General features: G+C 58.1%; 29 protein-coding genes and 4 pseudogenes. 13 read left to right on the top strand and 20 right to left on the bottom strand.

Translation table 11 applies throughout. The features are described from left to right. Window positions 1–74: 74 nt before the first annotated feature. A complete protein-coding gene (locus RAD15_RS19225; RefSeq protein ID WP_458179702.1) occupies window positions 75–350 on the top strand; it encodes a DUF1127 domain-containing protein in 276 nt (91 codons plus the stop codon). 126 nt (window positions 351–476) lie between these two features. Here RAD15_RS19225 and RAD15_RS19220 read toward each other — a convergent pair whose 3' ends face one another. Together RAD15_RS19220 and RAD15_RS19215 are read right to left on the bottom strand one after the other, a co-directional pair. Then, on the bottom strand, window positions 477–1,295 hold the full coding sequence (locus tag RAD15_RS19220; RefSeq protein WP_458179701.1) for a class I SAM-dependent methyltransferase: 819 nt from the start codon (window positions 1,293–1,295) through the stop codon (window positions 477–479). 115 nt (window positions 1,296–1,410) lie between these two features. Next, entirely contained in the window at window positions 1,411–2,151 is a 741-nt protein-coding gene (locus tag RAD15_RS19215) for a Bug family tripartite tricarboxylate transporter substrate binding protein (protein ID WP_458179700.1), read from the bottom strand. Between RAD15_RS19215 and RAD15_RS19210 the strand changes: the two genes are divergently transcribed. Together RAD15_RS19210 and RAD15_RS19205 are read left to right on the top strand one after the other, a co-directional pair. Further along, complete coding sequence (locus RAD15_RS19210; RefSeq protein ID WP_458179699.1) at window positions 2,069–2,368, top strand: LysR family transcriptional regulator; 300 nt, start codon at window positions 2,069–2,071, stop codon at window positions 2,366–2,368. The two genes, RAD15_RS19215 and RAD15_RS19210, sit on opposite strands and share 83 nt — an antisense overlap. Next, window positions 2,275–2,880: a LysR substrate-binding domain-containing protein gene (locus RAD15_RS19205; RefSeq protein WP_458179928.1), complete on the top strand. Its 606-nt coding sequence runs from the start codon at window positions 2,275–2,277 to the stop codon at window positions 2,878–2,880. Before RAD15_RS19210 ends, RAD15_RS19205 begins: the two co-directional genes overlap by 94 nt. Before the next feature lie 204 nt (window positions 2,881–3,084). On the opposite strand, the gene RAD15_RS19200 is transcribed toward RAD15_RS19205, so the two are convergent. Continuing rightward, complete coding sequence (locus tag RAD15_RS19200; RefSeq protein WP_458179698.1) at window positions 3,085–3,678, bottom strand: MarR family transcriptional regulator; 594 nt, start codon at window positions 3,676–3,678, stop codon at window positions 3,085–3,087. A 542-nt stretch (window positions 3,679–4,220) separates the two neighbouring features. Between RAD15_RS19200 and RAD15_RS19195 the strand changes: the two genes are divergently transcribed. After that, window positions 4,221–4,643, top strand: a complete 423-nt coding sequence (locus RAD15_RS19195; RefSeq protein ID WP_458179697.1) for a hypothetical protein — start codon at window positions 4,221–4,223, stop codon at window positions 4,641–4,643. Window positions 4,644–4,658: 15 nt separating this feature from the next. On the opposite strand, the gene RAD15_RS19190 is transcribed toward RAD15_RS19195, so the two are convergent. Both RAD15_RS19190 and RAD15_RS19185 read right to left on the bottom strand, forming a co-directional pair. Further along, complete coding sequence (locus tag RAD15_RS19190) at window positions 4,659–4,844, bottom strand: hypothetical protein (protein WP_458179696.1); 186 nt, start codon at window positions 4,842–4,844, stop codon at window positions 4,659–4,661. A gap of 894 nt (window positions 4,845–5,738) precedes the next feature. Beyond that, window positions 5,739–5,960, bottom strand: coding sequence for a hypothetical protein (locus RAD15_RS19185; RefSeq protein WP_458179695.1), 222 nt, complete (start codon window positions 5,958–5,960; stop codon window positions 5,739–5,741). An 859-nt stretch (window positions 5,961–6,819) separates the two neighbouring features. Between RAD15_RS19185 and RAD15_RS19180 the strand changes: the two genes are divergently transcribed. The 3 genes from RAD15_RS19180 to RAD15_RS19170 all read left to right on the top strand — a co-directional run bounded on the left by RAD15_RS19180 (window position 6,820) and on the right by RAD15_RS19170 (window position 8,547). Further along, window positions 6,820–7,227, top strand: a complete 408-nt coding sequence (locus tag RAD15_RS19180) for a hypothetical protein (protein WP_458179694.1) — start codon at window positions 6,820–6,822, stop codon at window positions 7,225–7,227. A 398-nt stretch (window positions 7,228–7,625) separates the two neighbouring features. Then, the gene (locus RAD15_RS19175; protein ID WP_458179693.1) at window positions 7,626–7,838 is read left to right on the top strand and encodes a hypothetical protein; all 213 of its coding nucleotides are present in this window, start codon (window positions 7,626–7,628) and stop codon (window positions 7,836–7,838) included. Window positions 7,839–7,947: 109 nt separating this feature from the next. Continuing rightward, entirely contained in the window at window positions 7,948–8,547 is a 600-nt protein-coding gene (locus RAD15_RS19170; protein WP_458179692.1) for a DUF6647 family protein, read from the top strand. Between the two features lie 493 nt (window positions 8,548–9,040). On the opposite strand, the pseudogene RAD15_RS19165 reads toward RAD15_RS19170, so the two are convergent. Beyond that, window positions 9,041–10,389: pseudogene (locus RAD15_RS19165) on the bottom strand (transposase); the annotation flags it as partial. 208 nt (window positions 10,390–10,597) lie between these two features. Between RAD15_RS19165 and RAD15_RS19160 the strand changes: the two are divergent. Further along, window positions 10,598–11,452, top strand: a complete 855-nt coding sequence (locus RAD15_RS19160) for an arylamine N-acetyltransferase family protein (RefSeq protein WP_458179927.1) — start codon at window positions 10,598–10,600, stop codon at window positions 11,450–11,452. A gap of 92 nt (window positions 11,453–11,544) precedes the next feature. On the opposite strand, the pseudogene RAD15_RS19155 reads toward RAD15_RS19160, so the two are convergent. The 3 genes and pseudogenes from RAD15_RS19155 to RAD15_RS19145 all read right to left on the bottom strand — a co-directional run bounded on the left by RAD15_RS19155 (window position 11,545) and on the right by RAD15_RS19145 (window position 15,439). Further along, a pseudogene (locus RAD15_RS19155) lies at window positions 11,545–12,947 on the bottom strand (IS1182 family transposase). 499 nt (window positions 12,948–13,446) lie between these two features. Then, entirely contained in the window at window positions 13,447–13,719 is a 273-nt protein-coding gene (locus RAD15_RS19150; protein ID WP_458179691.1) for a hypothetical protein, read from the bottom strand. Between the two features lie 922 nt (window positions 13,720–14,641). Continuing rightward, the gene (locus RAD15_RS19145) at window positions 14,642–15,439 is read right to left on the bottom strand and encodes a helix-turn-helix transcriptional regulator (RefSeq protein ID WP_458179690.1); all 798 of its coding nucleotides are present in this window, start codon (window positions 15,437–15,439) and stop codon (window positions 14,642–14,644) included. Window positions 15,440–16,069: 630 nt separating this feature from the next. Here RAD15_RS19145 and RAD15_RS19140 point away from each other — a divergent pair. Next, window positions 16,070–16,336, top strand: coding sequence for a helix-turn-helix domain-containing protein (locus tag RAD15_RS19140; protein ID WP_458179689.1), 267 nt, complete (start codon window positions 16,070–16,072; stop codon window positions 16,334–16,336). Between the two features lie 148 nt (window positions 16,337–16,484). On the opposite strand, the gene RAD15_RS19135 is transcribed toward RAD15_RS19140, so the two are convergent. The 3 genes from RAD15_RS19135 to RAD15_RS19125 form a co-directional block, all read right to left on the bottom strand. Next, the gene (locus RAD15_RS19135) at window positions 16,485–16,679 is read right to left on the bottom strand and encodes a hypothetical protein (RefSeq protein ID WP_458179688.1); all 195 of its coding nucleotides are present in this window, start codon (window positions 16,677–16,679) and stop codon (window positions 16,485–16,487) included. Further along, the gene (locus tag RAD15_RS19130; RefSeq protein ID WP_458179687.1) at window positions 16,679–16,909 is read right to left on the bottom strand and encodes a hypothetical protein; all 231 of its coding nucleotides are present in this window, start codon (window positions 16,907–16,909) and stop codon (window positions 16,679–16,681) included. The genes RAD15_RS19135 and RAD15_RS19130 overlap by 1 nt, the downstream gene beginning before the upstream one ends. A 72-nt stretch (window positions 16,910–16,981) precedes the next feature. Continuing rightward, a complete protein-coding gene (locus RAD15_RS19125) occupies window positions 16,982–17,152 on the bottom strand; it encodes an ABC transporter substrate binding protein (RefSeq protein WP_458179686.1) in 171 nt (56 codons plus the stop codon). On the opposite strand from RAD15_RS19125, the gene RAD15_RS19120 reads away from it, so the two are divergent. Further along, on the top strand, window positions 17,152–17,493 hold the full coding sequence (locus RAD15_RS19120; RefSeq protein ID WP_458179685.1) for a hypothetical protein: 342 nt from the start codon (window positions 17,152–17,154) through the stop codon (window positions 17,491–17,493). The two genes, RAD15_RS19125 and RAD15_RS19120, sit on opposite strands and share 1 nt — an antisense overlap. Window positions 17,494–17,727: 234 nt before the next feature. On the opposite strand, the gene RAD15_RS19115 is transcribed toward RAD15_RS19120, so the two are convergent. The 3 genes from RAD15_RS19115 to RAD15_RS19105 form a co-directional block, all read right to left on the bottom strand. After that, window positions 17,728–21,105 carry an adenylate/guanylate cyclase domain-containing protein gene (locus tag RAD15_RS19115; protein WP_458179684.1) on the bottom strand — a complete coding sequence of 1,126 codons (3,378 nt, stop codon included), beginning with the start codon at window positions 21,103–21,105 and terminating at the stop codon, window positions 17,728–17,730. Window positions 21,106–21,461: 356 nt separating this feature from the next. After that, the gene (locus RAD15_RS19110) at window positions 21,462–22,367 is read right to left on the bottom strand and encodes a hypothetical protein (protein ID WP_458179683.1); all 906 of its coding nucleotides are present in this window, start codon (window positions 22,365–22,367) and stop codon (window positions 21,462–21,464) included. A gap of 106 nt (window positions 22,368–22,473) precedes the next feature. Continuing rightward, window positions 22,474–23,004 (bottom strand): hypothetical protein, encoded by a 531-nt coding sequence (locus RAD15_RS19105; protein ID WP_458179682.1) that lies wholly within the window; start codon window positions 23,002–23,004, stop codon window positions 22,474–22,476. A 603-nt stretch (window positions 23,005–23,607) separates the two neighbouring features. On the opposite strand from RAD15_RS19105, the gene RAD15_RS19100 reads away from it, so the two are divergent. Beyond that, complete coding sequence (locus RAD15_RS19100) at window positions 23,608–24,324, top strand: hypothetical protein (RefSeq protein WP_458179681.1); 717 nt, start codon at window positions 23,608–23,610, stop codon at window positions 24,322–24,324. Here the strand turns inward: RAD15_RS19100 and RAD15_RS19095 are convergent. Continuing rightward, complete coding sequence (locus tag RAD15_RS19095) at window positions 24,257–24,487, bottom strand: MoaF C-terminal domain-containing protein (protein ID WP_458179680.1); 231 nt, start codon at window positions 24,485–24,487, stop codon at window positions 24,257–24,259. The two genes, RAD15_RS19100 and RAD15_RS19095, sit on opposite strands and share 68 nt — an antisense overlap. 165 nt (window positions 24,488–24,652) lie before the next feature. Here RAD15_RS19095 and RAD15_RS19090 point away from each other — a divergent pair, with 165 nt between their 5' ends. Next, on the top strand, window positions 24,653–24,853 hold the full coding sequence (locus RAD15_RS19090) for a hypothetical protein (protein ID WP_458179679.1): 201 nt from the start codon (window positions 24,653–24,655) through the stop codon (window positions 24,851–24,853). A gap of 19 nt (window positions 24,854–24,872) precedes the next feature. Next, entirely contained in the window at window positions 24,873–25,277 is a 405-nt protein-coding gene (locus tag RAD15_RS19085; RefSeq protein ID WP_458179678.1) for a hypothetical protein, read from the top strand. Between the two features lie 104 nt (window positions 25,278–25,381). Here the strand turns inward: RAD15_RS19085 and RAD15_RS19080 are convergent. The 4 genes and pseudogenes from RAD15_RS19080 to RAD15_RS19065 form a co-directional block, all read right to left on the bottom strand. Next, a pseudogene (locus RAD15_RS19080) lies at window positions 25,382–25,658 on the bottom strand (hypothetical protein). A gap of 129 nt (window positions 25,659–25,787) precedes the next feature. Next, entirely contained in the window at window positions 25,788–26,519 is a 732-nt protein-coding gene (locus RAD15_RS19075) for an SOS response-associated peptidase (RefSeq protein ID WP_458179677.1), read from the bottom strand. 2 nt (window positions 26,520–26,521) lie between these two features. Next, window positions 26,522–26,725, bottom strand: a pseudogene (locus RAD15_RS19070) (hypothetical protein); the annotation flags it as partial. Continuing rightward, entirely contained in the window at window positions 26,631–26,843 is a 213-nt protein-coding gene (locus RAD15_RS19065; RefSeq protein WP_458179926.1) for a DUF2971 domain-containing protein, read from the bottom strand. The pseudogene RAD15_RS19070 and the gene RAD15_RS19065, both read right to left, overlap by 95 nt. Window positions 26,844–26,850 lie beyond the last annotated feature (7 nt).

The raw sequence follows: 26,850 nt of genomic DNA, 5'->3' as shown, positions 1-26,850 counted from the left end.
TGCCGGTCAAGCGTGCCCGCCGATCGCGCGGCACCCTCGTGCCGCTGGAAATACACCTCCCAGGAGACATCGCAATGAGCATCACGCACGGCACAACGTGGCTGGAACGGACATCCGTATCGATCTCGCATGTCGCCAGCTTCATCTGGAAATGTTTGGATGCCTTTCAGGAGCGCCGCGAACGCCAAAAATTGCGCGTCACCTTGTCCAACTTGAGTGACAGGGAGCTGATGGATATCGGCACCACGCGCGGCGAGATCGACTTCGTCGCCTCCGGCATGCGATGCGACGAATGGCTGCGATACCGGCCAACGGTGGACGGTCACATTGGGCTCATCGACTTCCGATAGGGGGCAAAACCCGCCCGTGGCGACCGGAGGGCGGACTTCCAGTTTAGCTCGAACACCCGACATTGCTTCAGCTGGGCGAGAAGCCGACGACGGTTTAGAGCCAAATCCCACTCAAAGGACCACGGCTCAAGTCCTGCGTGCGATCAGCTCCCAAGGGGCAATGATGCCTTTCGAGATACACGCAATCATGTTGCCTATTTGATCTTGCCGTCTATCGCCCATCAATGTGTGCAAGCCCAGCGATCCAGCAACGCCAAGCGAACGGGCTTTCAAGTCGGCAAAATAGGCGAGCGCGAAGTCCTTTCGGTTGCGTTCCGACACGATTTCGAAGCCGGCTCGCCCCAATGCATGCTTGTAGCGCTCTGGTCCGCTTACTGTGCTGGCATCGCTTGTTGTGGCCCACGGTACAGGAAACAGTAATTCGCCTTCGGCCGTTCGCATGACGTCATAAACTGCGAAAAGCGCTCCCGGTTGCAAAACACGCGCGATTTCAAGGCAGAGATGTTCCTTGTCTTCGACATTCATGCCGACATGAAACATGTATGCCTTGCTGAAGGTCGATTCCTTAAATGGCATCGCAAGGGCGGTGGATTGGTGAAGAGTGACGCGATCATCGAGCCTTACCCATCGGCATAGTCGGCGTCCGGTCTCGACGTAGTCCAGTGTCAGATCGACGCCGCTGACCCGGCACCTGTAACGGTCGGCGAGAAAACGCGCTGGGCCACCCAGGCCGGAACCGACATCCAGCACATGGTCCGCGGCCGTAATTCTGAGCTGCGCCATCAGCTCCTCGGTCGCTTTACGACCGCCGATATGGAATTCGTCTATCGCCGAAAGATCGTCGATGGTGACAGTATCTCTCGTTTTGCCCATCTGAGAGAGACCGCCTTCGATCGCTTGGATCAGTCCGTCGCGCGCGTAATGATGCGCAACTGTGTCTTCCACGGCCGTTCTCGTCGACTTGATCGTCATGAGGCTTTGATACCGGCATCGCGAATGACTTTTCCCCATTTCCGGTATTCGGACGCCAGGTACGCGGCGCATTCGTCGGAAGAGTTGGCTACCGGCTGGTATCCCAGACCGGCGAGCCGATCCTTTTTACTTCAGCTCGAGCGATCAATTTCGCAAATTCGCGCTGGAGCAGGCCGATATATTCCTTTGGCGTTCCCGCCGGGACGAGAACGGCTGTCCAGATGTCCGCCGCGATGTCGGGATACCCGGCCTCCGCGATGCTGGGAACGTCCGGCAGTGCCTCGGAATGAGTCTTGCTCGTCAGCGCGAGCGCCCGCAACTTGTTTTCCTCGACGTGCTGTATGGCGGGTGGGAGCGCGCCGAACGACACGGGCGTATGGCCCGCGAGCGTCGATCCAATGGCCGCACCGCCGCTATTGAAAGGAACGTGCACGATGTCGAGGTCAAGTGAAAGCCGAAAGAGTTCTCCCAACAGATGGGGCGGCGTGCCTGCTCCCGGCGAAGCGTAACTGAATTTGCCCGGGCTGGCTTTGATCAGCGCTACGAGGTCCTTCACCGACATTGCCTGAATGGACGGGTGTACCGTGAGCAAAGTAGGCGCGGTCGCCGCCAAGGTTACGGCATCAAAGCTCTTTTGGACATCGTAGGGAACGGTTTCGAAGAGCGTGGGATTCGCGACATAGCTGGGTGAAGCTACAAAGATCGTATGACCGTCGGGCTGGGCTCTGGCAGCTTGCCCTGCACCGATGTTGCCTCCGGCCCCGCCGCCGCTGAGCCAGCAGATTAAGGCCCTCGAGCAGGAACTCGACGTGCAGCTTTTTCTGCGCAAAGCCCGGGGCGTGGAGCTGACTGACGCAGGTCGTGCTTTTCTGGAAGAGGCGCGCGCTACGTTGATGCATCTCGGTCGGGCTTTCGACTCGACCCGGCGCGCCTCGCGAGGCGAACAGGGGCGCTGTGCGTCGGGGTCACTTCTACGACGCCCTTTCATCCGGTCGTGCCGCGCGCCATTCGCGCATTTCGCGAGGCATGCCCGATGGTGGCTCTGACCTTGGAGGAATGCCTGAGCAACGAATCCGTCGATCGCGTCAGGAACGAACAAATGGACGTAGCTTTCGTTCGCGCTGCCTCGGGCAATGGACAAGGACTGGCCGTCACTTCGCTACTTGACGAACCAATGGTCGTGGCGCTGCCAAGCACCCACGTACTGGCGCAAACCAAAGCCGAGGCGCCGGTTTCGCTCGATCGACTGTCCCGTGAGACTTTCATCCTTTACGGACCGCCGGGGACGGGAATGTACGATTCCACCATTGCCGCATGCCAGGCAGCTGGCTTCAGCCCGCGCATCGGCAATCTGGGGGCGTCCACGCAATTGGCGCCCCGCATCACTTCGACGCTGAGTCTGGTCGGCGCTGGGCTTGGCATCACCTTTGTCCCGTCCTCGCTTCAACGTATGAACATGGAAGGCGTGATCTACCGCTCGATCAAGGGGTCTAACCGACCCATGGCCACGCTCAAACTTGCCTCCCGCCGTGATGGCGGTCGTGAAGCAGTTTATTAATTTCGTCAGGAAGGAAGCAAAGGACTACGCGACCATACGACGACCTTCCGCTCCATCCTTGTCAGGCGGCGTCCGTTATGGGTCAAAATGCGAGGAACTCAGGTTGAGCAAATCTGGTCCGCTCTGGCGCGATGAGCGGATCTCCGTCAGACGAGGCGCAACTTCGCAGAAGGGCAAACAGCGGACATTCTAAATGGGAGGGCTTTAGGCGGAGAAGGCGCCGCTCTCTCTACGTTCGAAGTTGAAGCACAGAAGATCGATTTCGGCTTCGCCGATAGTCGCCCTAAAGAATCTGCACGTATACTCTGGCTGCCTTCTGCTCGCACGGTTCGAGGCCGTCTCAGTCAGAAAAATGCACTTTCTACAACTATCCGCATGGTGACGACTCCGGCGTGCGTCGAGTTGCTCCAATAGTTGGTGAAGCAAATCGCGAAAGGTGTTTGCGCCAAGTTCAAGCGCAGCAATCGCATTGACGAGCTGTGTGATAGGGTCGCTTAAGAGGATCTTTTCTCCTCGTTGGGTTATATCAAGTATCACCGAGCGCTTGTCTTGATCAGAAGTTCGGCGCTGAAGGTAGCCCTTGTCTTCGAGACGCTTGACTGTCTGAGAAGCGGTGGCACGAGCTGTGCCGACGAACTGGGCTAACGCGGAAGGGGTTCGCGAGAATCTGTTTGCACGCGCAAGAAACCGCAGTGCCATCCACTCTCGATCACGCAATCCGTTTAGAGCATCATCGAACTGCCAACTGCCCCCGGCTTGAATTAGCAGGTCGACTGCTTCCCGCGCTGCCGTGATCATCCTCGCCCCTCTCGTATGCTCTGCAATATCGCCGATCAGAGCTAGCAGCGCACGAAGAAAACGATCCGACGTCTACATACGAAGGTTTGCAATCATCGCTTGTGCGGCCACGTGGACGATCATCTGCAATAGCCCTTAGATCTCCAACCCTTACATGAACCTGACAACGCTTGCGACCTATGGCGCGGGCCCTTCGGCCTGTGAGAAGCCGGAAATTCACGTCCCGACATAGGTTCCACCGCAGAACGCGACGGACAAGCCTGTGAAAGGCACGTGCGCTGCACGATCAGTGGTCTAGATTGGGGACCCATTCCTCCGCGGCTGCATCCCAACGATGAGTATCGTCGAAATGCTTCCAGAGTGGCTGCCTTTGCTTCCTTTTGCCGTTCTGCCGGCTTTTCTGAGTGCCGATGACAAACGCCACAACCTTCATTACCCATTCGCGAGCACTATATCGGGAGTTCCATTTGACTGCTGCGAGCATTAAAGCCTCCGTCGAGTAAGAACCGTTCATCACGTTAGCCCGCGCCAAGAGCGAAGAGATGCAAGCTACTTCACAGGCAGACAAGATCTTCGACATAGGCGCCGGTGATCAGGGCGCGAGCGAACGCGAGCAAAGCTTCGGCTTTCCCTTCGCGTTAATCCTCATGTGCAGCGGTCGGCGGCCCTGGGTCGGATTCATGGTAACGAAGCCGCAGGCGGCTCGAAAAGCCAGACCACCTTCCATCGGAGAGGAGCAGATCGAGGCCGCAACCTGTTGGCGCGCGGGCGAGCTTCGGTTTGCTCAGCAGCGCACCTGTCTTTTCCGCCGCAAGATTGATTGGGCCAGGATAGAAGCAGCAATGCCCGCAACAATAGGCTCTCTCACCGATATCGCCGCTGCAATCGTGATTGTTACCACAGATATGACGACTACAAGCACATGGTTCACAATGCGCGTTGAAAAGTGCTTCGTCATTAGTTGAGCCCTAGCGGCCGCTTCAATTCGGCGCGGCGCAACTGATTTCGTGCTGCGTGTCTATCCTGCCAACTCTATCTTGATCAGCACGATCATAATCGGCTTCAAGACCTTCAGGAATCTGTCCAACAATCAGAAGCTGTTTCCGCATTTCAGCGAGGCGGGCGCGGCAGTATTCGCGATAAAGCAGGTCGAATATGGCGGGCATGGTTGCCCCCCGTCGTTTGAAGGTGACTGTAGAATTTCCACCACGACGTTTCGGATAAAACTAACCCGTCGATCGCTCCCGACAGCCCTTCACAGCTTGGCGTTTGAGCGTCGGAATTGTGCGATTGGCTGACTTGGTTGTCGGCACAAAAAGAACAGGGCCAGTTACCTAAAATCTAGTATAGCAGCCTTTTGTTTCGGCAGCACTTCATCAAACAACTCAAGATCGCTGCCGCGCGAATAAAAATCCAACTACAGCGCGAAATGACTTACCACCAGCTGCAAGCATGGTCGGCTGCAACGCCGACCGCAATGTCGCGCCAAAGCTGTCGTTGCCAGCGCTGCCAGTCGCTCACGGGAGGGCGCCAATCTGTTAGCCACCAGACCGCATCAAAAACTGATCCACGGACATAGCTAATCGGTCCGCAACCTGCGTGGCGGCCGGCGCGGGCTGCTGTTCGGTAGGTAGCGAGCCGAGAGAGTTGACGGCCAACCCGGTCCCAGCGGCAAGAACAGCTATCACAATCGCGGAGAGATATTCGATCCTCATGGCGATGATCCTCCATCGCTGACGACAAGACAATTGTGTCCCCGAAAATAAGTTCCGTGGCAGGCAGGTCCCATAGTTGCGGGAAACGGCGAAAAACGATGGCCGGACTTGAGAGGCGTTCTCGCGCGGCCAAAGGCCGTACGCGGCTCTCTCAGAACATTCCGATCGAGGCGAAAAGCGCGACCTCGATCAGGAAGGTCAGGCCCATGACGGCAACAGTGAGAACTGCTTCGCCCGGCGGTAGAGGGGTCATAGCGTGCCTCGCAAATTGCGAAGCCCCGAAGCCAAATAACCAACCTGCCGAAGTCGGGAATGTTTCAGTTCCACTCGCATTAGGTCCGATGCCTAACGCATTTCGACTTCTTTGATCGCCAAAGCCGCAATTTCCGCCGGGGCAAGGCCCTCCGTTTGCGCGATCTTGAGAATCCTACTTGCCACCTTTTCCGTGAGCGGGTCGTCGTGGTCCTTAACACAAAGGGTATGGAGCGCCTGCTCGTAAGCCGCCGTGATGCGGCTAACAATTTCCGGCTTCAAACTAGCGGTTTGTAATCGCAGGTAGGTAGACATTTCTTGCCTCCCAAGCCCACGCGGGAGAGCAGGATAGCACGGGAACCCGGTTGGCGATTGGAAAACTCCTAAGCTCGGAGCAGCGATCTCAGGCGAAACCGGGATCAAGGCGGCATTTCGCATGTTATGGAGGACGGCAGAATATCCGTGCACGGCAAGGAGGCGGTGCACGGTCAAGGACAACGGTGCAGCGATGGCAGATACCTCTTCGACCGCGCCCGTAGTCCAGTGATCTGCAACCTTCGCGGCAACCCTGACGGACGATCTCACCCCGTTACCATGCAACTGCAAGGCATGGTAGAGCGGCTGACCGAATTAGACGGCGGTGCACCGTCGGCCGCGCCGGATCAGCAGGATGACACGTCGCCCGGCCCCTCTGGAATTTTGTGCCCGCGCTTTGGGGGAGTCTCCGACATCGCCTTTAAGGCGCCTCCGGGGATTTCACCCAGACGTTTTCCGCCTTTGCTTCCTGATGGCTCGTCTATGCGCGGCGAATCGCGCGTCCGCGTGGCGCCTATCTAATGCCAGCGCATTTGTCGTGCGTGCGATGTCCGACTTTCCCTAGGACGCGGACGTTTGAGCTGCCTCCCGGGATGTCTCATTCGGGCCAATCCGGCCATTTTTAGGGGCGCGGTGTCTTCGCGATCCCGCCTATTTTCTGAATGCGTCAGGTGAAGTAGAATGTCACCGCCCTTCAATCGGGACGCGCCGAGATCACCGTCTGGGCGAACGAGCAATTGTGCTATCGGCAGGCACGCACTCTTAGAGGCCCATTTCTTTTTTCGGTTCGCACTACCGTTCACCACGAACTTTGCCCGCTGCTTCTGCCGCGGCTTGTTCGATATGCGGGAGAAAAGCGATGACCAAGATCGATCGAAGATCCGCACTGGGAATCGGGTTGGCAGCGGCTTCGGCTGCAATGATCAAGCCAGCCGCCGCTCAAGCCACAGGCTACAAGGACACGACGCCTTGGCCAGGTGTCGTGGTGCGTGAATATGAAGGCGAGACACCGTCCCTGATCCCAGGTTTCAAGACCGTCACAATGCGCGATATCATTATGCAGCCGGGATCGAAGACCATGGGGCCTCCGATGATGAACGCCATGGTCTGCCACATCACCGAAGGGGAGCTTCGGCTTGAGCAAGACGGAAATACCTTTACGGGCAAGAAGAACTTTGTCTGGACCTGCAACAAGGAAACAAAAGAGCAGGCGCACAACGACGGCAATGTGGTCGCGATTATGCGGATCACGGACCTGAAGGCCTAAGGCTCGTTAGCGCACGCGACGATGCGCTATCCGTTTGCAGGACCGCTTGGGGTCAAAAGCTTTCTTGCCCGCTCGCATCGCTCTGTTCGAGTCACCTTCAGTAAGCGGCGAGAAGAACACCGCAACTACATTCACAAATTCATTGCTCGATCAGACCAACACTTCCTGTATTTCATGGATCGCGCGCCTTGCCGCACCGCACCTTTTGGAGCACCTTCGGCCTAACAGCCGACGTTTGGGCGAAAGCTGATTTTTGTCGGTGTGGGCCAACTGCGGACCATCCACCAGCCTTGCGCCAGAAGTGCAGCCCTTCTGACCCTTATCGAGTTCGTATCCGATGAACCTTTGCGGGATTTTCGGGACCCACTTCTGTGGGGTTGGGAAACGGAGGTTTCCCCATGACGAAGCATCGAACGATCACCGGATTTGTGGCTGTCGCTGTCCTTGCTGCCGCCACCACCGCAGTGACCATTAAGTCATACTCGTCCTCTTCCGATCGTCCCGCAGCGTCCGCCAACGCGATGTCAATCGGAGAACTCATAGCCGGCGCCGGCAAGCTCCTGGCTGATGAATTCGATGACCAATCAGTGATCTATTCGAGAAAGCGCTAAGCGAGAGGCCGCCTACAGCGGTGTCCTGAAGGGAATGCTATGCTTCCAGTTCAATTGCTGACTGATTTTTTGGGAGTTTCTATTTCGAACGACCTCTGGGGAGGTTTTCATGGTCAAGAAATTTCTTTTGCTCGCAGTCTTAGCCTCTCTAACGTTAGCAGTTTCATCCAAAGCCTATTGTTGTGATGAATTAGAGGCCAGCCCGGTTACCGTGTCGCCGTCGGCTCCGTTGCGTGCCGACGCAACTCGAACTGCAGAAGGCTTGCTCGATGAAATCGTGACTTGGCTCTCTACGAATTTCGATCTGCCTGTTATTAAAGAACGTCCGGCCATCGCATTTGTGTCGAAGATGAAACTCGCGACGATGCGGGCCGGAGATGGTGCCGCTTCGCAGGGTTTTACGGACCACGAGGAGCTCGATCGACTAGGTCAGCGTCAGGTCGTCGCCCTTTATAGCAACAAGTCAAAAACGATCCTGCTCCCTCATGTCTGGACTGGGACTTCACCAGCCGACCAATCGATCCTGGTCCACGAAATGGTCCATCACCTCCAGAATCTCGGTAAACTCACGTTTGAATGCCCGAGGGCGCGAGAGAAATCGGCCTATCTGGCTCAGGACAAGTGGCTTGGGCGGTTCGGAATGAGCTTGGAGAATGAGTTTGACGTCGACATGTTCACAGTGCTGATTTCCTCAGCGTGTATGTATTGATCAGAATTTGATGGCCAGACTCTTGACGGTCGTTGCAATCATATTGGCACTCCTGGCGATCGTACGGGGGCAGCAGCAGTTTGTCCTGCTGCCAACGGGACCAATGCCGGCGGCCCTTATCCCCTAATTGGGGCGGGGCAGCCAATCGACCTTAGACGCTGCGACCCAATGTCCATTCCGGGTCAAAGTGCGAAGAACTCGGCCTGAGCAACACTAGTCCGTTGCCACCCACGAAGCGGACCTCAACGAGACGGGTTCGCCACTTCGCTTTCGGGGCACAAGCGGCCGTCGCAGCGAGCGCGGCCCACGTCTGCTCTACCGACGATAACCGACATCACCACGGGATTATCGTGGTTCGGCTAAGGGCCGATTTTGTTGCAAAAGTCGGCTGTTGGCGATGATCGTCCGACCTTTCGCTAAGGACGACCGCCTTGATCTGCCGGCCCCTGACGCTCTCTACGCAACTCGAACGCTGCGCGATACACGGAGCCCGGGCGGGTGGTGGACGAGCGACCAACGACGCGAACCGCCGCAAGTTCTGGGCGATGGCAGCAAGAACAAATTCGTCCTGGGCGCCTCGTGGTCCACGCAATCGGAGTCGACCGAGCTTGAGGATGCGCTTCAGGTGCGCAAAACGCATCTCGATCTTTTTGCGCTGACGTCGCGACGCCTCGAAGCCCTCGGTACCGGCTAACGACCGGGCGACGTCCCGGGCTTGCTCATGGATGTCGCGAGGGATCTTGCGTGCTGGTTCCTTTGGACAGCACTGCGGTTTGAGCGGGCATACATCGCAATCGAGCTTGCTTGCACGATACAGAAGGGTCTTGCCCTCGTGCACGGTACCGCTCGTCCCAAGCTGCTTACCACCCGGGCAGCGATAGACGTCGCCGACCGGGTCATATTGAAAGTCGCTCCCCGAGAAGGTGCCATCATCCCGTTTCGATTTGTCGAACACAGGAATATGTGGCGCGATGCCTTTCTCCTCGACCAGCCAGTTCAGCATCGGAGCGGCTCCGTAAGCGGTATCCCCGATAAGTCGCTCTGGCTTGAGACCGAAGCGCTCCTCGGTCCGTTCGATCATGGTCTTTGCCGCGCCGACCTCAGCCTGGCGAATTGCGCGGGAGGCCTCGACATCAACGATGACGCCAAACTTCACGTCGATGAGATAGTTATCGGAGTACGCGAAGAATGCCGCCCCCTTGTTAGCCCTGTCCACTGCGCTGCCGGATCGGATGGCGAGATAAACTTAGGGACGACATCGCTGGCGGTGCCCCACGCCGTATCGTTGAGGGTCGCCAGATACTCCTTCACCGCGCGGCTGGACCTGGCTGGATCGCGATCCCTGCGCCAGTCCTGACCTGCGATCGAGCGCTGCTTGTTCGCGTCGGCGGCAATCAGGCTCGCATCGACTGCAAATCCTTCGCCACCAACCAAACCCGCGGCAATGCATGTCTCGACGATCCGTTCGAACACGCGGCGGAGAACACCGCCATCGCGGAAGCGCTCGTTGCGGGCGCGCGAGAACGCCGAATGATCCGGGACAGCGTCCTCGATACCGAGCTTGCAGAACCAGCGATAGGCGAGGTTTACCTGCACTTCACGGCAGATAAGTCGTTCAGAGCGGATCGCAAAGACATACCCCACGATCAGCATCCGGATCATCAGTTCCGGATCGATCGACGGGCGTCCAATTGACGAATAGTGAGATGTTAGCTCACCACGAAGCCAGGACAGATCGAGAGCGGCATCAATCTTCCGCACCAGATGATCTTCGGGGACTGCGTCGCCAAGACAAAACTCGTAGAACAGTTGACCTTGGTCACTCTTCAGACGGCCCATCATGGATCGACCCCGCCGAGATTCGCGTCAACACAACGGAATCACGCTTCGCGACCTTCCTCAACCGACTTTTGCAACAAAATCGGCCAGAAGCAGAAGCTGTTACTTCAGGACTAAGCCGCCTGCCCGAGATGTGTCAGGGCCTCTGCAAAGTTCCCTGTCGGGTCGATAACTGGTAATATCGGCGCCGGGAAACGACGGGGTGAGTGAGATGTCCGATGGACAATTCGATCAGAACGCCTGGCTTGCGCGCATCGGCTATTCCGGGCCGGTCACGCCAACGCTCGAGACCTTAAACCAACTTATTTTTGCTCACGCGCATTCAATCGCTTACGAAACGCTGGATATTATGCTGGGGCGCCCTCCCAAGCTCGATGTCCAGACGCTTCAGAACAAGATGATCCGTGGTGGACGCGGCGGATATTGCTTCGAGCAGAACATGCTGTTCCGGGCTGGACTTCGGTCGCTCGGCTACAGGATCACCAGCCTGCAAGGGCGTGTCGTACGCGGGCTGGCGATCGATGCGCCTCGCCCGGCGATCCACATGCTGTTGAAGGTGGAGTTGCCAGAGGGCAGTTACCTAGCAGACGTCGGGTTCGGAAACCTCGCGCCAACCTCAGCGCTTTTGCTCGCGCCGCAGATCGAGCAAAAGACGCCGCACGAAGTCATGCGATTCATCGACGTCGGCGGCGAGTTGACGCTCCAGGCACGTCTCAAGCACGGCTGGCAGCACATTTATCGGGTGATACCTTACCCGCGCTACGATGGCGAATACGAAATCACAAACTGGTACACCGCGACCCACCCAGAGACGCCATATCAATGGAATATCATCGCTGCGAAGCCGGGCCCAAACAGAACGCGGATCACAATGTACAATGCGCGTGTCACCGTCCGCGACGCTGAAGGTCACGCCGAGAAGCGCTGGCTTGCGACCGAGAGCGAATTCCGGGAGGTGCTGCGTGTCGAATTCGGACTAAATGCCTCTGATCAGCAGATCGATGAGTGCATCTCAGTTATGAAGGCGAAAGGGACCGGAGACGCTCCGCACCCGTTTTTTGCCTAATCTTGCGTTGGACTGACGTCCGCTTGGGGTCTTGGTCGTGTAAAAACGGCCTTACAAGGCCGTCGGTCTGAAGGCCAAAAACTGAGCCGAGGTCAGGCCAGGATCGCGGCGATCAGCGGCCTGATCCCAAGGATATTCATTGCTCGGGTCAGATTATAGGCCAAAACCGAGAGGGCCATCTCGGCGGCTACCCTTGGAAGGGTCTTAGTCAGGAAGTGCGTCGCTCCCATGCGCGCCTTCATCGTGCCGAACGGATGCTCGACAGTCTCGCGACGAAGGCGCATTGCGAGCGGGTTCGCATCGAGCCGCTGCTGCACGGCGTCGAGCAGATCCTCGTGCTCCCATCGCGTGATCCGTCGCTCTGACCCGGGCGTGCACTGAGGTTTGATCGAACAATTCTTACAGGCGTTGGTCCAGTAGCGCCGCAGCATCTTGTCGGCTTCTTCGTTTGTATAGCGATACGGCAACAGCTCCCCGGCCGGACAACGATAGGCGTCTTCCTCGGGCAAATAGACGAAGTCCTGCTTGCCGAAGCGTCCGTCCGACTTGGCACCCGAAGTCATCGGCTTGGGCAGAGTTACCGTGACGCCGGCCTCGTGGCAGGCGAGGATCTCCGGGCTGCTGAAGTAGCCGCGATCGGCAACGGCCTCGAGCGTCTCGGACTTCAGAACAGCCTTCGCCTGCATGGCCATATTGGCAAGTTGTGCCCGATCTGAGCCACTATTCGTCACCTCATGCGCGATGATCAGGTGATGGTCGGTATCGACGGCGACTTGGACATTGTAGCCGACAACGCCGGATCCGCGGCCACTGGTTGCCATCGAACGGCTATCCGGATCGGTCAGGGAGATTTGCTGATCCGGTGATGCAAGCATCTGCTTCTCGTAGGCGGCAAGCTTGCCCATTTCCCCCTTCAGCTTCGTCAGCTTCTCAGTAAGCCTTGTCACCTTCGCCGCAAGCGCCTTGCTCGGCTCCTGTCGGTCGGCCGTGTCAAGTTGGCTCAGATAGCGCGCGACGCTCTCCTCCAACTGAGCGCGCCGCCGTTCACGGCCTTGAACTTGCTCCCGTCGATGGCGACGCTGGACGTCGTGAGAAGACCCATCCCGCGGCAGAGCTCGACAAAGCGCGCACATACCTTGCGCAACGCCAGGCCGTTATCCTTGCGAAAGTCCGCGATCGTCTTGTGATCCGGAGCAAGCCGGCCCAGCAGCCACATCACCTCGACATTGCGTCCCGCCTCTCGTTCCAGCCGCCGGCTCGACTGCACTCGGTTCAGATAGCCGTAAATGTAAAGCTTAAGGAGAACCGAGGGATGGTACGACGGCCGACCGGTGGCCGCCGGCTCCGCACCCTTGAAGCCCATCTCAGTCAAACTGAGCGCATCCACAAATACGTCGATCACGCGAACTGGGTTACTTTCGTCAATGAAATCATCGAGGCATTCGGGCAACAGCGTCCGCTGCCCACGATCCGCCACTTCAACGAAGCGCCTCATCGATTCCCCCGAAAAGAATCACGGGAGAATCATAACAGCGGCCCCACTGTTTTCACACAGCCAGGGTCAATCGCGTCCGTTAAGACTGCGGCGTTGACTTCCAGTTGGCTCCGCCGAACGGACGCTTCTCGGCAAGGTAGAACGCCGATGTGGCTGACGTGGGCAGCTGCGTCATGGCGAATCAGGTTAACCGCGCGTAGAGCTTGGCGGCGGGTCCTTTAGCAACCGACTTTCTTGAATGCTGGTCGTGGCTGCTGCTCTTGAGGCAGGGCAATTGCAAGTGGCTGGCACGGGGCCGCTGACTATTATTGTGCGGACAGTTGGCGGCCCCACTCAGTCGCGGTAACGACAAAACTCGTCGCCGTCGTCATACTCGAAGCAGACTTCACGCGACGACGGGGCCTGTCCTCATCGTGGTAGCGAGACCGACGATCCATATCTTCATCATCGCGTTGGATCCGCTGATTTCGACCCATGGTGCGATGGTCCATATCTTCCATCATGCGTCCATGTGTTGCTGACGCATGCGCTCCATGCCCATGCGATCCTCTTCGCGCTGCTGCGTCGTCCAGTCCCGCTTCACGCGAGTTTCTTCGGCGTTCTGACGGTCGCGCTCGCGAGCCTGGTCCGCCTGTTGTGGCGTGCGCTCTGGTTGGACAGGAGTCGCCTGGGGCTGGTTATCGGGAGAGTTCTCCGATTGTTGTGCGACAGCGGCAGCGGAAGCGAGGCCAGACGAGAGCAGCGGGATAGTAACCAAAGCCGAAATGCGCATTGTTCATCCTCCGTAAAGTTGCTGCTTCAAAGGGGGGATCGACGTTTGTTTCTATGGGAGTTTTGTAGGTTGATGATTAGGAGCCCTAGGGACAGCAAACCCGACCTAGTTTTTGGTGATGCCGTGATACGGGCGGCGGCGCCGTTCCTGCGATCAGCGACGAGAGTTGTATGATGCGTTAGGCTTTGGTCTCACCAAGCGCCCGCTCATTGGTCCAGACGAACGCGAGAGAGCTATCCGTCAGAGAGCGGCGGTGCGGAGTGGCACCGCAAGGGACAGGCGCTGTGGCGGAGCTGGAGCGGCGGACGGCCTTAGCCTTGGGACTATAGCGCATTGCCTGCGTCCGTTACTTGTCTGCTTGCCGTTTAGCATTCTCATGGAGCTTTCGCGCCCGACAAGCGAGCCGGGGTCTGGCTTCCCGGGATGCATAATGCTGGCAAGGCGCTTTGAAACATGGCCCAGATCCGCTGATCTAATGGGTCCTGATGCCGTTGGTGGCGTGCTCAATTCGGGCGCAAGAGCGATTACCGGACGGGAGAGCGAGTTACGTCCGCGCAAGCCATTTTCTTCACGCGATGCTCAAAGAGCTGGATCAGCGGCGGCACTGATCGCGCGGCAGACCGCGCTGCAATGCCGTTAGCGCTCTCGCGGTCGGCTATACGCGCCCCAAAACGCGATTAGAACGAGAACTACCGCTCCAGTTCCCAGCAGCAGGAGAATGGCATCCAACATGACGAATCAAGCTCCGCCTCTGCACAGTATACACCGGCTTTGGGCTTGCTCATGAGACGGCCGTCTCGTCCAGACTGGGCATCGCAACACTCGTACTATGCCAGCACAAAATCGAGCCTCCACTGAGGTCAGCAATCGGTCAATATCACCGACACAACAGGGTGCGTAATTGACGTACGCCAGCTCTCCATTATCGCAACTTGCCGAGCCATAACGCACTGAGCGCCGACCGATTGCGCACACCGAACTTGGCGTAGATCGCCTTAACATGGAAATGCGTGGTGTTCGGACTTTGGTCGAGCTTCTGCGCAATGTGCTTTTCCGTGTGCCCGTCGAGCAGTGCAAGGAGCACCCTGCGTTCAGCAGGTGTCAGGGGGGCGTTGGCGATGAGCAGACCATGACTAAGCAGTTGCTCCCGGTGAAACCACCGCAAGGCACGCATCGCGAAACCCAGACGCTGAGCGTCCTGAGGCGTGAAGCGCGGTGACTGCCCATCGCGAAATACGAACAGGCGAATCCTGACGTCGGCATTGAGTGCGATTCGCACGGAAATGCTGTCGGCGAAGCCGGCGTCCAGATAGTGCCGGCGATAGTGCTCGCCCTCGAACCATTCCGGTGGCAGTGCTTCGAACAGCAGACGGACGCGGAAGGGCTCATCTCCCGACATCGATAGGATCTGAGACAGGTCAACGTTGTTGGACCAGAGCGTATCGTACTGCGTCTGCACCGAAGCTGCCACCACCGGAATCGGGTCGAGTACGCGGACTAGCCGCGGACGCCAGCCCAGCAAGGGATCGCCCCTCTTCGGCGAGGGCAATCGCACGAGCACACCCCATAGCACATTGCGTGCCGACAACATGGTGCCAAGTGCGGACAGCAAGTGCGTCAGTGCGGCGTCACCGTCGCCGACGGAGAAGTCGGCCAGCTGATCCCAGAGTGCGTAAACTTCTTGATCTTGCGGATCGGCGAGATCGGTGACGAGATTCATAGGTTTCCGAAGCGTGTGTAGGTCGGCGATTGGCCAGAGCATGCATAAACGATAGCGAGCCACCTATCTAGGTAGTTTTCGTTTTTGAGTGGCGCGATATGCACAGCTGGAGCTGGGGAAGACTGGTTTTCTGATTGTCACGGTATTCGGAGATTAACGATGCGCACAGCAACGGGCCCGCGCCGGCTTGACACGTCCGACGACGACCGGACGGAAGGGCGATGGCGGCTGGGCCTTTTCATCATCCTATCTTGTGCCGGTTTGATTGCACTCGTGGCATTCGCAGAAGAGCCCCCCAACAAAGTGGCGATCCGGCCCTCTGGCCCGCTACCCACTGTTAACATTCCCTGATCGGGTCACTTACAGCCAAAATTTCATTTGCATTGGAAATTGTGTGATGCAGCCCCTAAGCGATCGAGCATTCTTGCTGATACCGATTACACTTAGCCTGGGCGCCTGTTTCGTTTGGGCATTCTGGGAAATCGAAGAAGCCCGCTGCCGATGGAGGCAGCGCCGTCAGCTCGTGAATGAAGTACGACGCTCGATACGAGCCAAATGATCGCTAGGAGAGCATTTCGGAAGTAGGCAGTAACTTGATATTAGCATGCCACGGAATCTAGGGGTGCATCAATGAAGAGGACAGCCTCGACCTTCGCCCTTCAAATGGGAGCAAGAATACGAAAGTGTCGGCTCGGCGTCCGGATGACTCAGGCTGATCTCGGAAGGATGCTAGGTGTTTCCCAGCAACAGATTGGACACTATGAGGCCGGCATCAATGAAGTCCCCGCCGCGCGCACGTTCGATCTTTGCAGAATTCTAGACGTTCCTTTGTCGTCCATTATCCCAAGCGAAAGGCCGCCCCCCGAACAAGGTCATCTCAGTTCTGAGTTACTTTGATGAACTAGACCGTGTCCCGGCTAAGCGGCTCACCGCTCTATGTCCGCTCAAGCCCGAACAATGGCGGAAAAGCAGCACTAACCTGAGGTCGCTGAAGGGCCAGAAGCTGCCCTGCGTTTAGGGACCGGCGGGGTTTTTAGTTAGTCGATCACCTCGTCGGCCCGAGCGAGAGACGTGGGCGGAAGCTCAAGGCCATTTTTTTCGCGGCGTTCGTGTTAATGGAGAGCAGGAAATTCGTCGTTTGATAGAAAGGAATTTCGGCTGGGCTCTGGCCTTTCAAAATTGCGCCCCTCTGATCAGCAACGTGTCGAAACGCGCCAATGAGGTCGCGATAGTACGCCATCAAGCCTCCGGCCAATGCCAATACATGGCCGGGATTCGCGCACGCTCCGCAATCTCAAGCAGGATTTTGCTCTTAGATAGGTGCTCTGGCTCATCCGATACCATCATCACGTCTGGCCTCTCTTTCTCGACCAAATCAGCGGCTGCGGAATAGGCCGCCTCATTTAGGTTGGTGCCTAAGTCCACTTGCGTCATGGAGAGCTTCAATTGTTGCGCGGCTTCCCTGACCATGGCTGCTTGGGGGGCTGCTTCCACCCCGCAGAAGATGATAGATACGCCAACCTTGATGCTTCGGGCTTTGTCTCAAGCAGAAGATAGTCGCTTCCCATGAAGCTCGATACCTGCATCAACGGTTACGCCCGTGATATTCCCTCCGGGTCGCGCCAGACTCGGTACGAGACCCAAGGCCACCGGGTCACCTATGATCGTCACAATCGGAATTGTCCGCGTTGCGGCTTTCAGGGCCAACGTCATTGGTGGCGCGCGCCCGTCAAGATTACTTCTGGCTGACTGCTCACCACGGCTTGAGCCAGATCATGATATGCGTCCATCTGTCCTCTGGTCGAAAAGCGGTCAACTACCAGATTTTGCCCTTCCACAAACCCAAGACCGGCGAGTTCATCGAGGAAGGATCGGAAGTACGGATTAGTCCTATCTCCTCTACGGAACGGCCCGGCACTGCAATTGCGATCCGCCTCTTTCTTATCGTCTGTTGCGCACGCGCAGCCGTTGCGGAAGTGGCCGCCGCTGCCGCAAGCGTGATGAACTCCCGCCGCCTCATATCATCCATCCTCTACAAGCAAGCCGTTTCCTAGCTGACCACCACGTTGACGTCGAAGCAACAAAATGCTCGCGGCGCTTCCGCTCTGGGTCAAAGGCTGCCCTCGGCAGCTCCATGACCTTATTCCGCTCAGTACTCGGCAGCGGACAGTGCGGGGCGAATAGCGGAAGTCAGCCACGGCCCCAAGGAGAGTGCGGCGAACTTCCAACGTCATAAGTTTTGGCGGCCGATGCAATAGCTCTGGCGGCGGCGATCGCGTCGCACGAGATCAGCTCAAGGTCCTTTGAACGTCGCGCGCTCGTCTGAGATCAGCCGTTTCGGCTCCTTCGTCGAACCAACGGAGGATTGGTTCTAGAACAGCGCGCGCCTCATCAGGCCTCCCTTCCGTCCGCCAGAGCTCTGCAAGGCTTGTGACGGCGCGCAGTTCCAAAGATTTGGCGCTTTGACCACGCGCCACTTCGATAGATCGCTTGAGATGAAGTTCAGCCTCTCTTGTCTTCGATGGATTACCCACGAGAAGAAGTTGCGCGTTTTGGCGATGCAACTCTGATTCCCAGGACCTGCCGGTCACCTCACTTATATCGAGCAGGATGCCTTCGACAATCGATAGCGCGTTTTGGATTTCGCCCGTCCTGGCGTACAGGTCCGCCAGCCAGCTGACCATCATTGGACGCATGAAGCCGACGCCACTCCGTCGCGCTTCGTCGAGTCCCAATGGAATGTCTTCCAGGGCCTGTTCGAGTCGGCCTAGTTCGCCCGCTGCCCGGCCTCGTGAAATTCTCGACAAGATTGCGTACAGCGAAAACCGCTGCTCCTGCGAGATTTGAAAGCTTTTTTCGGCGCTTTCGAAGGCGCGGCCGGCCTCGCCGCGCAGGAGGTGCACAACAGACGTCATGTAATGCGCGAACGCCACGGTGTAGGAGTGGCCAAGGTCTTGACCCAAAGCAAGCGCGTCCGAAACGCGGGAAAGTGATTGATCCGGATAACCGAGAAACCACAAGTCCCAGGACAGGAGCAGAAGTGAAGCCGCTTGGGGTTCCACCATATAAAGATTGGATAGGGGCTGTTTTCCTTTGCCAGCTGAGAGTTCGATCGAATCCATGAAGTGGTCCGCTGACGATCGGAAGTGCCCCATCGTCAACAACGTGCTGCCCATCACCCTATGAGCCATCATCAGCGGCACGGGTTGGGACAATGCTCGAGACCGTGACAGGAACTCACCAGCCAAGCGGAGCGCATCGTCATTCTTTCCACCCATCCAGGAGTGCCCCCACAACCCAAACAGGGCCTGGAAATACTCAGGGACATCCCCTAGTTGCAGGCATAAAACATGTGCTCGCGAAAACGCTTCGCGGGTTTCCGCGGAAGCATACCCTTGAACGGCGATAAGCGGTATTCCCAACGCCAATTGAAGGTCGATCTCCTGCTTGATACGCTCGGGCGTTTCCGGCAAAGCGTCGAGAAGCTGAAGGGCCTTTCGAAAGCTGGCAATCGCCTCGGCGTTGGCGGAATGCGCGAGCGCGCGCCGCCCGGACTCGAACCAGCAACGAATGGCCGATTGGTGATCGCCCGCCTCTTGATGGTGATAGGCCAGAATCTGGGGTTGATTTTCGGCGAGCTCCGAAAAATCATGCTGCAAGACTGCCGCGATGTCCGCGTGTATCTGCTGCCTCTTACTCCGAAGCAAGGAGTCATAGATTGCGTCACACAGCAGCGCGTGCTTGAAGGCGAAACGAAGGGAAGGCGAAATTCCAACTCGGTAGATGATGTCGGCTTGTTCGAGCGACGAGAGCGCCGACAGCATGTCGTCATCGCTCATTCGCGATGCAGCCGACAACAGGTCATAAGAGAACTCGCGCCCGATCACGGCCGCAATCTGTACAAGCCTGCGGCTCGGCGCAACGCGGTCCAGCCGCTCCATCAATGCATCACTCAGCGTGTCCGGAACCCTGAGCGATGCCAGCTGTGGTGCGCGCGCGATGCCTCGGGTTCGCAAGGGCGCACCCATCATACTGCTGGTCAGTTCTTCCACGAAAAGCGGCACGCCATCAGCCTTTGCAATGATCCGGTCGAGCACCGGTTCGGGCATGCTTTCTCCCTTCAAGATATCTCGGATCATCGCCTTGACTTCGGTTAGCGACAATCGAGTGAGCGAGTGCATGGTGGCGTTTGCCCGCGTCATCCAATTGGGACGAAACTCGGGTCGGCACGACACGATCAGTAGCACACGAGCGTGATCGATCCCGCTAGTGATCGATTCAAGCAGTTCAAGCGTCGATGGATCCAGCCAGTGCGCATCCTCGAAGATGCAGAGCGTGGGGCGCTGGACGGAAAACGCCAAGATCATGTCGACAAGCGTGCTTATCGTTCTGTTCTTTATTTGCTGCGACGTAAGACCGGATAGTTCCAGGCTATTCTCCAAAGAGATTGATAACAGTCTGGCAATGAGCAAGACCTGCTCTTTGGAATGATTGATTGATCGCGGAAGGTAATTCGTAAGCTTGACAAGCTTTTCGGTCTCAGCGCCGCGAGCTGTCAATTGGGCCGCTTGTTCGATCTGACCGATCACTGGATAGAATGCGCTTTGACTATGATAGGGCGAGGATTGATGGTGCAACAGAATGTGCGGCTCTTGCTGAACATGCGATATCAACTCGTGGAGTAGCCTTGATTTGCCGACCCCGGGAATACCCGAGAGCAATACGACCTGGCCTTCACCTTCGTTGACCTTCCGCCATCTATCTAGCAGCAGGCTCAGTTCGGTCGAACGTCCAATGAGTGGGGTAAGAGAGCCCGTATGCGCAGCCTCGAAGCGGCTGGCGGAATGTTTGGCCGAGAGCACGCGATACACGTGAAGCGGTTCACTCAGGCCCTTGATTTCATGGAGCCCGACGTCCTGAAAATCAAACGCTGCCCATACGAGACGCCTCGTCGATTCAGAGATGAGTACCGTATCGGGAGCGGCAAAGGTCTGTAGACGTGCGGCGATATTGGGCGTCTCCCCCACCGCGTCCATCGACCACCTACCACTATCTCCAATCTCACCGACAATGACAGGGCCCGAGCAAACGCCCACTCGACAATTCAGGGGGGCAGGCCCTGAAATCTTCGAAATCCCGAACACAATTTCCAGACTGGCGTGAACAGCGCGAACGGCGTCATCTTCGTGCGCGCGAGGCCAGCCGAAAAACGCCATAACTCCATCGCCGAAATAGCGGGCGACCTCACCTCCATAGCGCGCAATTGCGGCGCTGCACGCTACCCGATACGCGTCGATGAGTTTTTGGAGATCTTCAGGATCCAACTTCTCCGCTAGCTGCGTGGAGCCGACCAGGTCACAGAACATCACTGTGATCTGGCGAAATTCAGCTTCGCGATGTTTGTCCGGAGCAGGCGATACCGCAGCGGCGCTTGCAACCGCTGTCGGCGTGCCGATGGGCTGGCGAGCATCCCTCAATGCCTTGATGGCCGTTAGCAGCTTCTTGCGGTGACCTAGAGACGATACTCCCAGCTTCTCGAGATCATTCTCCGTCAAATCCGGTAGGACCGAGAAGTCGATATGGTTTTCGGCGAAGGTTTTGGCGTACTGGGTTAAACCGTGTCTACCCAGCCACTCGGCGAAGTCGGTGGTTGTTGTCCTCGTCATTGCAGAGGTCCTTGCCTACTGCCGTGGGCCCATCAAGGAGCTGTGCCTCAGACCTCCATGCGCGGCCTTTGTCGCGTGAACATAGGAAACCTTCTCTGGCGGACAATATTAGTTTCCGCACACGACATTATATGAGCGAGCGTTATATGACCGTTATATGAGCGTTAACACTGAATTTTCCTTGTTCGGTGTCGAGGCGCAACCGCAGCGCGGCGCGAGGACGCCATACGCCGGTGCACTACCCGGCTACCCACGGCGCGGTTCGCGCGTCCCGATTGCCTTGAATCGCAATTCCTCCACCAGGACCGGGCGCCATCCTCGTACTTCTCGGGCGATGGACTATCGCGCTGTCCCGCTCACACTGCTGGCCGACGAGCGTCGTGCCCTTCACCCTTCAAAGGATGTAAGCTGCGACAATGGGGGAGCGCCTCTCCAAGTGCCTGCTCGAGCTCTTCGAGCATCTCCGCTTCGGATTTGAGAAGCTCGTGATTATATCCCTCCGCCAGGATCAGCGCCGATTCATACGTCTCCTGAACGATACTGATACGATCATTCGCGGGAAGGGACGCTACGAACTTGATGGTTTCCTCGACGTGGTTTGCCTCGCTTCCGAGCGAGCTGTGGCTTCTGAGGAAGCGGGTCGCATCAATGTCAACCGGACAGATTGCCTGCACTCTCTCTATATCGCTCGCCTGCTTCAGCGCCGCGATACGCTCCAGGCAGTACGAATAGCCGATGCAGCCGATTGGATAGTCCTGGACGCAGAGATCATCGAAGCGCTTGCAGAGCGGCTCGATACCCTCTGGAATGAAGTTGGCGACGAGTCGCTCGCCGGGCACCCCTAGCGCACGCAGATCCTTCAGCGCGAGCCGGTCGTGACCGCTCTCCTCGCGTGCACGCTCTTCCAAGTAGTCTGCAACCTCGGGCCTCCCCAGCTCGCTGAAGCGCCGGGCGGCGCGCCTGAGATTTCGAGGCGTATCGACGGAGGTGTGATATGCGCCCACCAATGCGACGACATAGCCGACGAGCGTCGGGTCAGGGCGCGCCAGCTTCTTTTCGATTGTCGCAAATCCAAGATTGATCGCGCCGTCGAGCAGCCCGATCGTACTGCCCGCTGAGCCCACACCTGTCATCGGCGCGGAGAAGGGATCCATGTTTTCCTCAGTACCGCCGGGAGCATGAAACCAGACCTCTCCCGACTCGCGAGCGATGATCGAAATATCACCCGCGATGGTGACCCACTCCGTGACCTGCCGTGTCATTCGAACCTCCACTTTCGAGTGAACGCCCGTGTGGTTTCGCTGGGATGCGACAAACTCGGGCCCAGCCAGAGCCGCCCTGTCGCATCCGAAACGGATCGCAATACCGCTAGATTCCGTTCGGCGTGATAGCCATCAGCAACTTGGCCGTCTCAAGCAGCGGAGGCCCGACAAGAGTCGGACGTGTGGGTCTCGGCAACACCAAAACGACTCCGACAGTTCTGTCGAGCCCTGCGTCTGCCAAATTGAACCCAGCATCGTACTCGTCTTCCGTGATGACGATGGGTTTCTCCAAATAAATTCCCCGAGCCGCAAGGGCTGCTTTTGCTGCAGTCGAGCGCGCCAGGTACTGCGTCATGGATATCATACCCGTACTAGGCGTGATCAGGGGATTGTTGGCGGGACCTGTCCAGATATCGACGATCCATTGTGCGAGGACATCACTTTGGTACGAGAAATCAGCCACCTTATCTTCTAAATCGTCCTTCGCAGTGCCCATCTCGTCCGCGAAAATTCCGCGTTTTTGCTTTTTATTCGACCCTGCCGCCTGGGCTGCCGCGGGAAGCAGTGCGCCGCCGGCGGCTCCTGCAAGGAACCAACGCCGATTGAAATTGGGTTGTGGCTTGATGTGCGAGGCCATGAGCAATCCCTCCCTGCTAAAATCAGTTCGGTGTCTTAACGCCGCGCTCGTATTCTAGTTGTAAGTTTCTCTCCTGACAAGGCTGCTGCTGCACTACCAATCGGCACGGTCAGACGATCACGTCGAGGTGTTGGAATCCGGCGGCTCCGCGCCGCTCCCGCAATTGCAGCAGTTGATGCGCAGCTTCCCGAGCAAGCCTGGCCCTGGCCATGGCGATTTCGACCCTGTCCGGCGGAATCGATCTGTCGGTGGCGCCGTGTTCGCGACGACCGATTTGTGACCCTGTACCTGCTCCAGGTGCAGGAGTGGCCGTTGCCGCTGACCATTGTTGCTGTTCTTGCCTGGGGCGCGCTGATTGGAGCAATCAACGTCTAATCGCCTATGCGAAGACCCAGCCGTCCCTGACAACCTCGTCCTGGTCATTACGCGGGGCGCGTACAACAAGATCACGGGAATGTTGGCGACCGAGCTGGCCAGCGCTTCCTCGGAAAGTGCCGCCTCGGATATTCTCGGTACCGGAGTTTTCCTCGCCATTCTACCTGACGCGGATCCGATCCGGAGTGCATTTCATGGCGGTCGGTTCGAGCCGCACGGCGCCGCGCCATGCTGGCATCGACGTCAAGAGATCGCTGCTCCTGGCCCACGTCTTGCGGGAAGCCTGACGACCACCGCGATCGGCGCCATTCTGCTGGCTGCGGTCGGCTTCAACGTCGACTTCGTCAAGAACAAGGGAAATCTCCTGCAGAAGGTCTATGTGAGCCCGGTCTTGTCGAGTTCGCCAAGCCACCCTCGATTGAGCGCGGCAGTGGCACGTTCTTCGCCGAGCGATCGATTGAAGAACGCAGGGCGATGGCGCTCGATCGCATCGAGGGTCCGGAGGACATTATCCTCGACCGCAACGATCATCTCTATTCCGTCGATCGCAACGGCTCGATCATCCGCTTTCGTGCTCCCGGAATACGACCAGCGTCAGGAGTTTGCTCGCATCGGAGGCTCGGCATGGCACTCGATCGCGAGGAGAACTTGCCTGGTCTGTGTCGCCGGCATGGGGTTTATGGCGTGAGGCTGGATCGGACCGTCTTCAGGTCACCGACAAGACCAACCGTACTTCGGTATCGGTTCAAGGACGATTCGCGCCTTTGGCTCGCGGGCGATCTCGACGTTGCCCGGGCGGCAAGATCTATTTCATCGACGCCACCGCGCAATATGAGGCCATCGACACTGACGGCGTCGCAGCCGATCCTCTCGGCCTTCAGCGAATGGACAGCCAGTACTCCGGCACGCTTTCATGTCGTAGACGAAAGGCGGCGGCGAGATTGATCAGGATCTCGCGCCAGGTCACTAAATAGACGTCGTCGCGAATCTTCCAATAGCTCGCATCGTGCTTGCCGCAATCACCCCTGCGCACGCCCTTCAGGCAACCGGCTATAGGCTTAAGTCGGATCCAGACCTCGAAGCCATCGCTGCGAACCGTGCAGCGCACGCCCGCTGCATCGCAGCAATAGCCGCGTGGCGCGTGCGCCCACGGCGCCTCTGCCTCCTAGGCCTCAACAATTATTGCCGCATTCTCTGAAAAGCTTAACATTCCTGAATCCCAAAGCCGAAAGAACCATGATAAACTAGGGCTTTCCAGCATGGGGGCAATCTCATGTTCGACACAGCCACCACCGCGCTTTTGCGCGCTGTCCTTGATGAAGTCTGCGAAGACGTCTCGCAGCGCGAGATCGGAGCACGTACGCACGTGGCCTCGAAGATCCTGGAGGCTGCAAAAAGGGGCGAGGTCTGTCCCGAGGGGCTGAGGCAGATCGGCCGTGACGCCCTCTCGCACGCGCCCACGATGTGGCGGTGATTGATCCGGAGCGGGCCGCGTGAATTTCCAGGTGACGGTCTTGAAGATCCTGGTGAGCTATCCAGATGGCTTCGCCATCATGGAGGATCTCAAGCGGGACATGGCCATCCTGGCCACCAGTGGCCGCGATTGGGCTGACCGGACCAAGCGCCTTGCGGCACGGGTTCCTGATCTCGACATCTTTTCACAAGGGCTGGTCGAACGCATTAGCGGCGGGTGGAGGCTGACGTCAAAGGGGCGGGAAGTGCTCGAATTTATGGAAGCCCGCCCGGCCGCGCCCGAACCGGTCCAAGCGACTTTGGTCTCGGTGGCGCCGGCGCCCGTGCCTCCGCTGCCGCAGCCGGCCCATCGTGCCAAGCGGCGTCGCGAACGCCACGAACGTCGTCGCGAGGCGCGCGAACGGGCTAGGGCGAACGCCTCCTGACGTAACTTTACGACCAAGAAAAAAGCTGCCAGCGAAGCGCTGCGGCTTGGTTAGTCCCGGACTGTCGATTGGCCCGCGCCAATTGGGAAGGCTTGCTTCGGCTGTCACCGGTCACCTGCCGATTTGGGTAGGCACTCCGGGCAGGTGTCGCCGATCGATTCCAAGACCTCGCGCACTTCCGCAACGGCATCGCCCGGAGAGATCCCAAGGGCTGGATCGTGTGTGGCGATATCGAAGCGCGCTCTCGGGCATGCGGGTCGGCCCGGTCCTGCGCCCAGCCGTGCTCCTCGCATTCGCGGATGGCGCCGGCCTCCTTCAACACGCTGATTGCCCAGCCCTCAGCGTCCGTATTGTCGGTGGGCGTTCCTTCATCATCAGCATCGAGATGCTTTCCTGTCGGGACGAATCCTTCCGCCCGCCTGCTCGTTCCGAGCAGTTAGCACGCGGCACGGATTCGCAACCGGCAGGGCTAGGGCTTGTCCACCTGTTCCGCAGCGCCTGTGCAGAACATTACGTTCCTGGCGCGGCGTCTTCCTTCTCGCCGGTTGCGATGATCCTCAAGGCGCCATCGGACAGCGGTCGCTGCAGTGCCTTGGCTTCGTCCCACGGCGCCCGCATCCACACATCGTACTCCTCGGTCGTCGTCAGGATCACCGGCATAGCCTTCGGGTGCACGCGCTTGACCTCGGCGTTGGGTTCGCAGGTCAGGAACCCGAAGACGTCGATGCTGACCTCACCTTCCTTGGCCTTGCGAACGCTCGTCCAGTTCGTCCAGATGCCGGCAAACGCGGCGAGAGGACGAGATTCATCAAGAGCGAACCACACAGGGACGACCTTCTTGCCCTCGATTGTGTCGTACTCGGAAAACGACGTAAGTGGCACCAGGCAGCGATTGTCAGGCCCGAGCCAACGCTTCCAGTGGCTGCTGCTTGTGTTGCGGATATTGGTGGTGCCGCTGTCCGGCTCCAGCCGAAGCAATTCCTTGAACTCGACCGTCTTGCCCTTGGCCTTGAGCTTCTCGGCCCGTTTTTTCGTTGAGTCCATCTGGGCCTTTGACGACGAAGGCATTCCCCATCGCGCCATCACGATCTCGCGCCCGTCTGCAGAGTTGCGGACAATAGGGGCGGGGTAGTCAGGAAATATGCCAGGCATGCTCGGCAGATTTCCGACATGGCTGTTCAGCGCTCCAAATAATTGACGGATCGCATCAACGTTCTTGGTCATCGAGTAGAGATTGCACATCGTCATGTCTCGGGAGAAGCGGGGCGGGGATGGCGCGCGAGCTTTAGCAGCGTCGGGGCAGGGCGACGTCCCGCCTTAGCACACTTGTTGCAGCGGAGCCTGCCGCTCAGGTCATGGACAAAGGTAGTGGAAGCATGCGGCAGTACAGCCAGATCCACATCGCGCCGCGTCTTGCAGCGCGAGCATTGGATTTCCAGCCATGGGTATCGCGTCATCGAGCGCTTGGCGATCGTAGACCATGCAGACGCCTCGATAATTGTCACCGTACTGTTGCCACATACGCGGACGGCAAAAGCCCCGGCTCCATATGTGGTTCACGCCCATTTCAAGG

This window comes from Bradyrhizobium sp. 14AA, from assembly GCF_054185205.1.
This window is presented reverse-complemented; position numbering and strand designations above follow the sequence as displayed.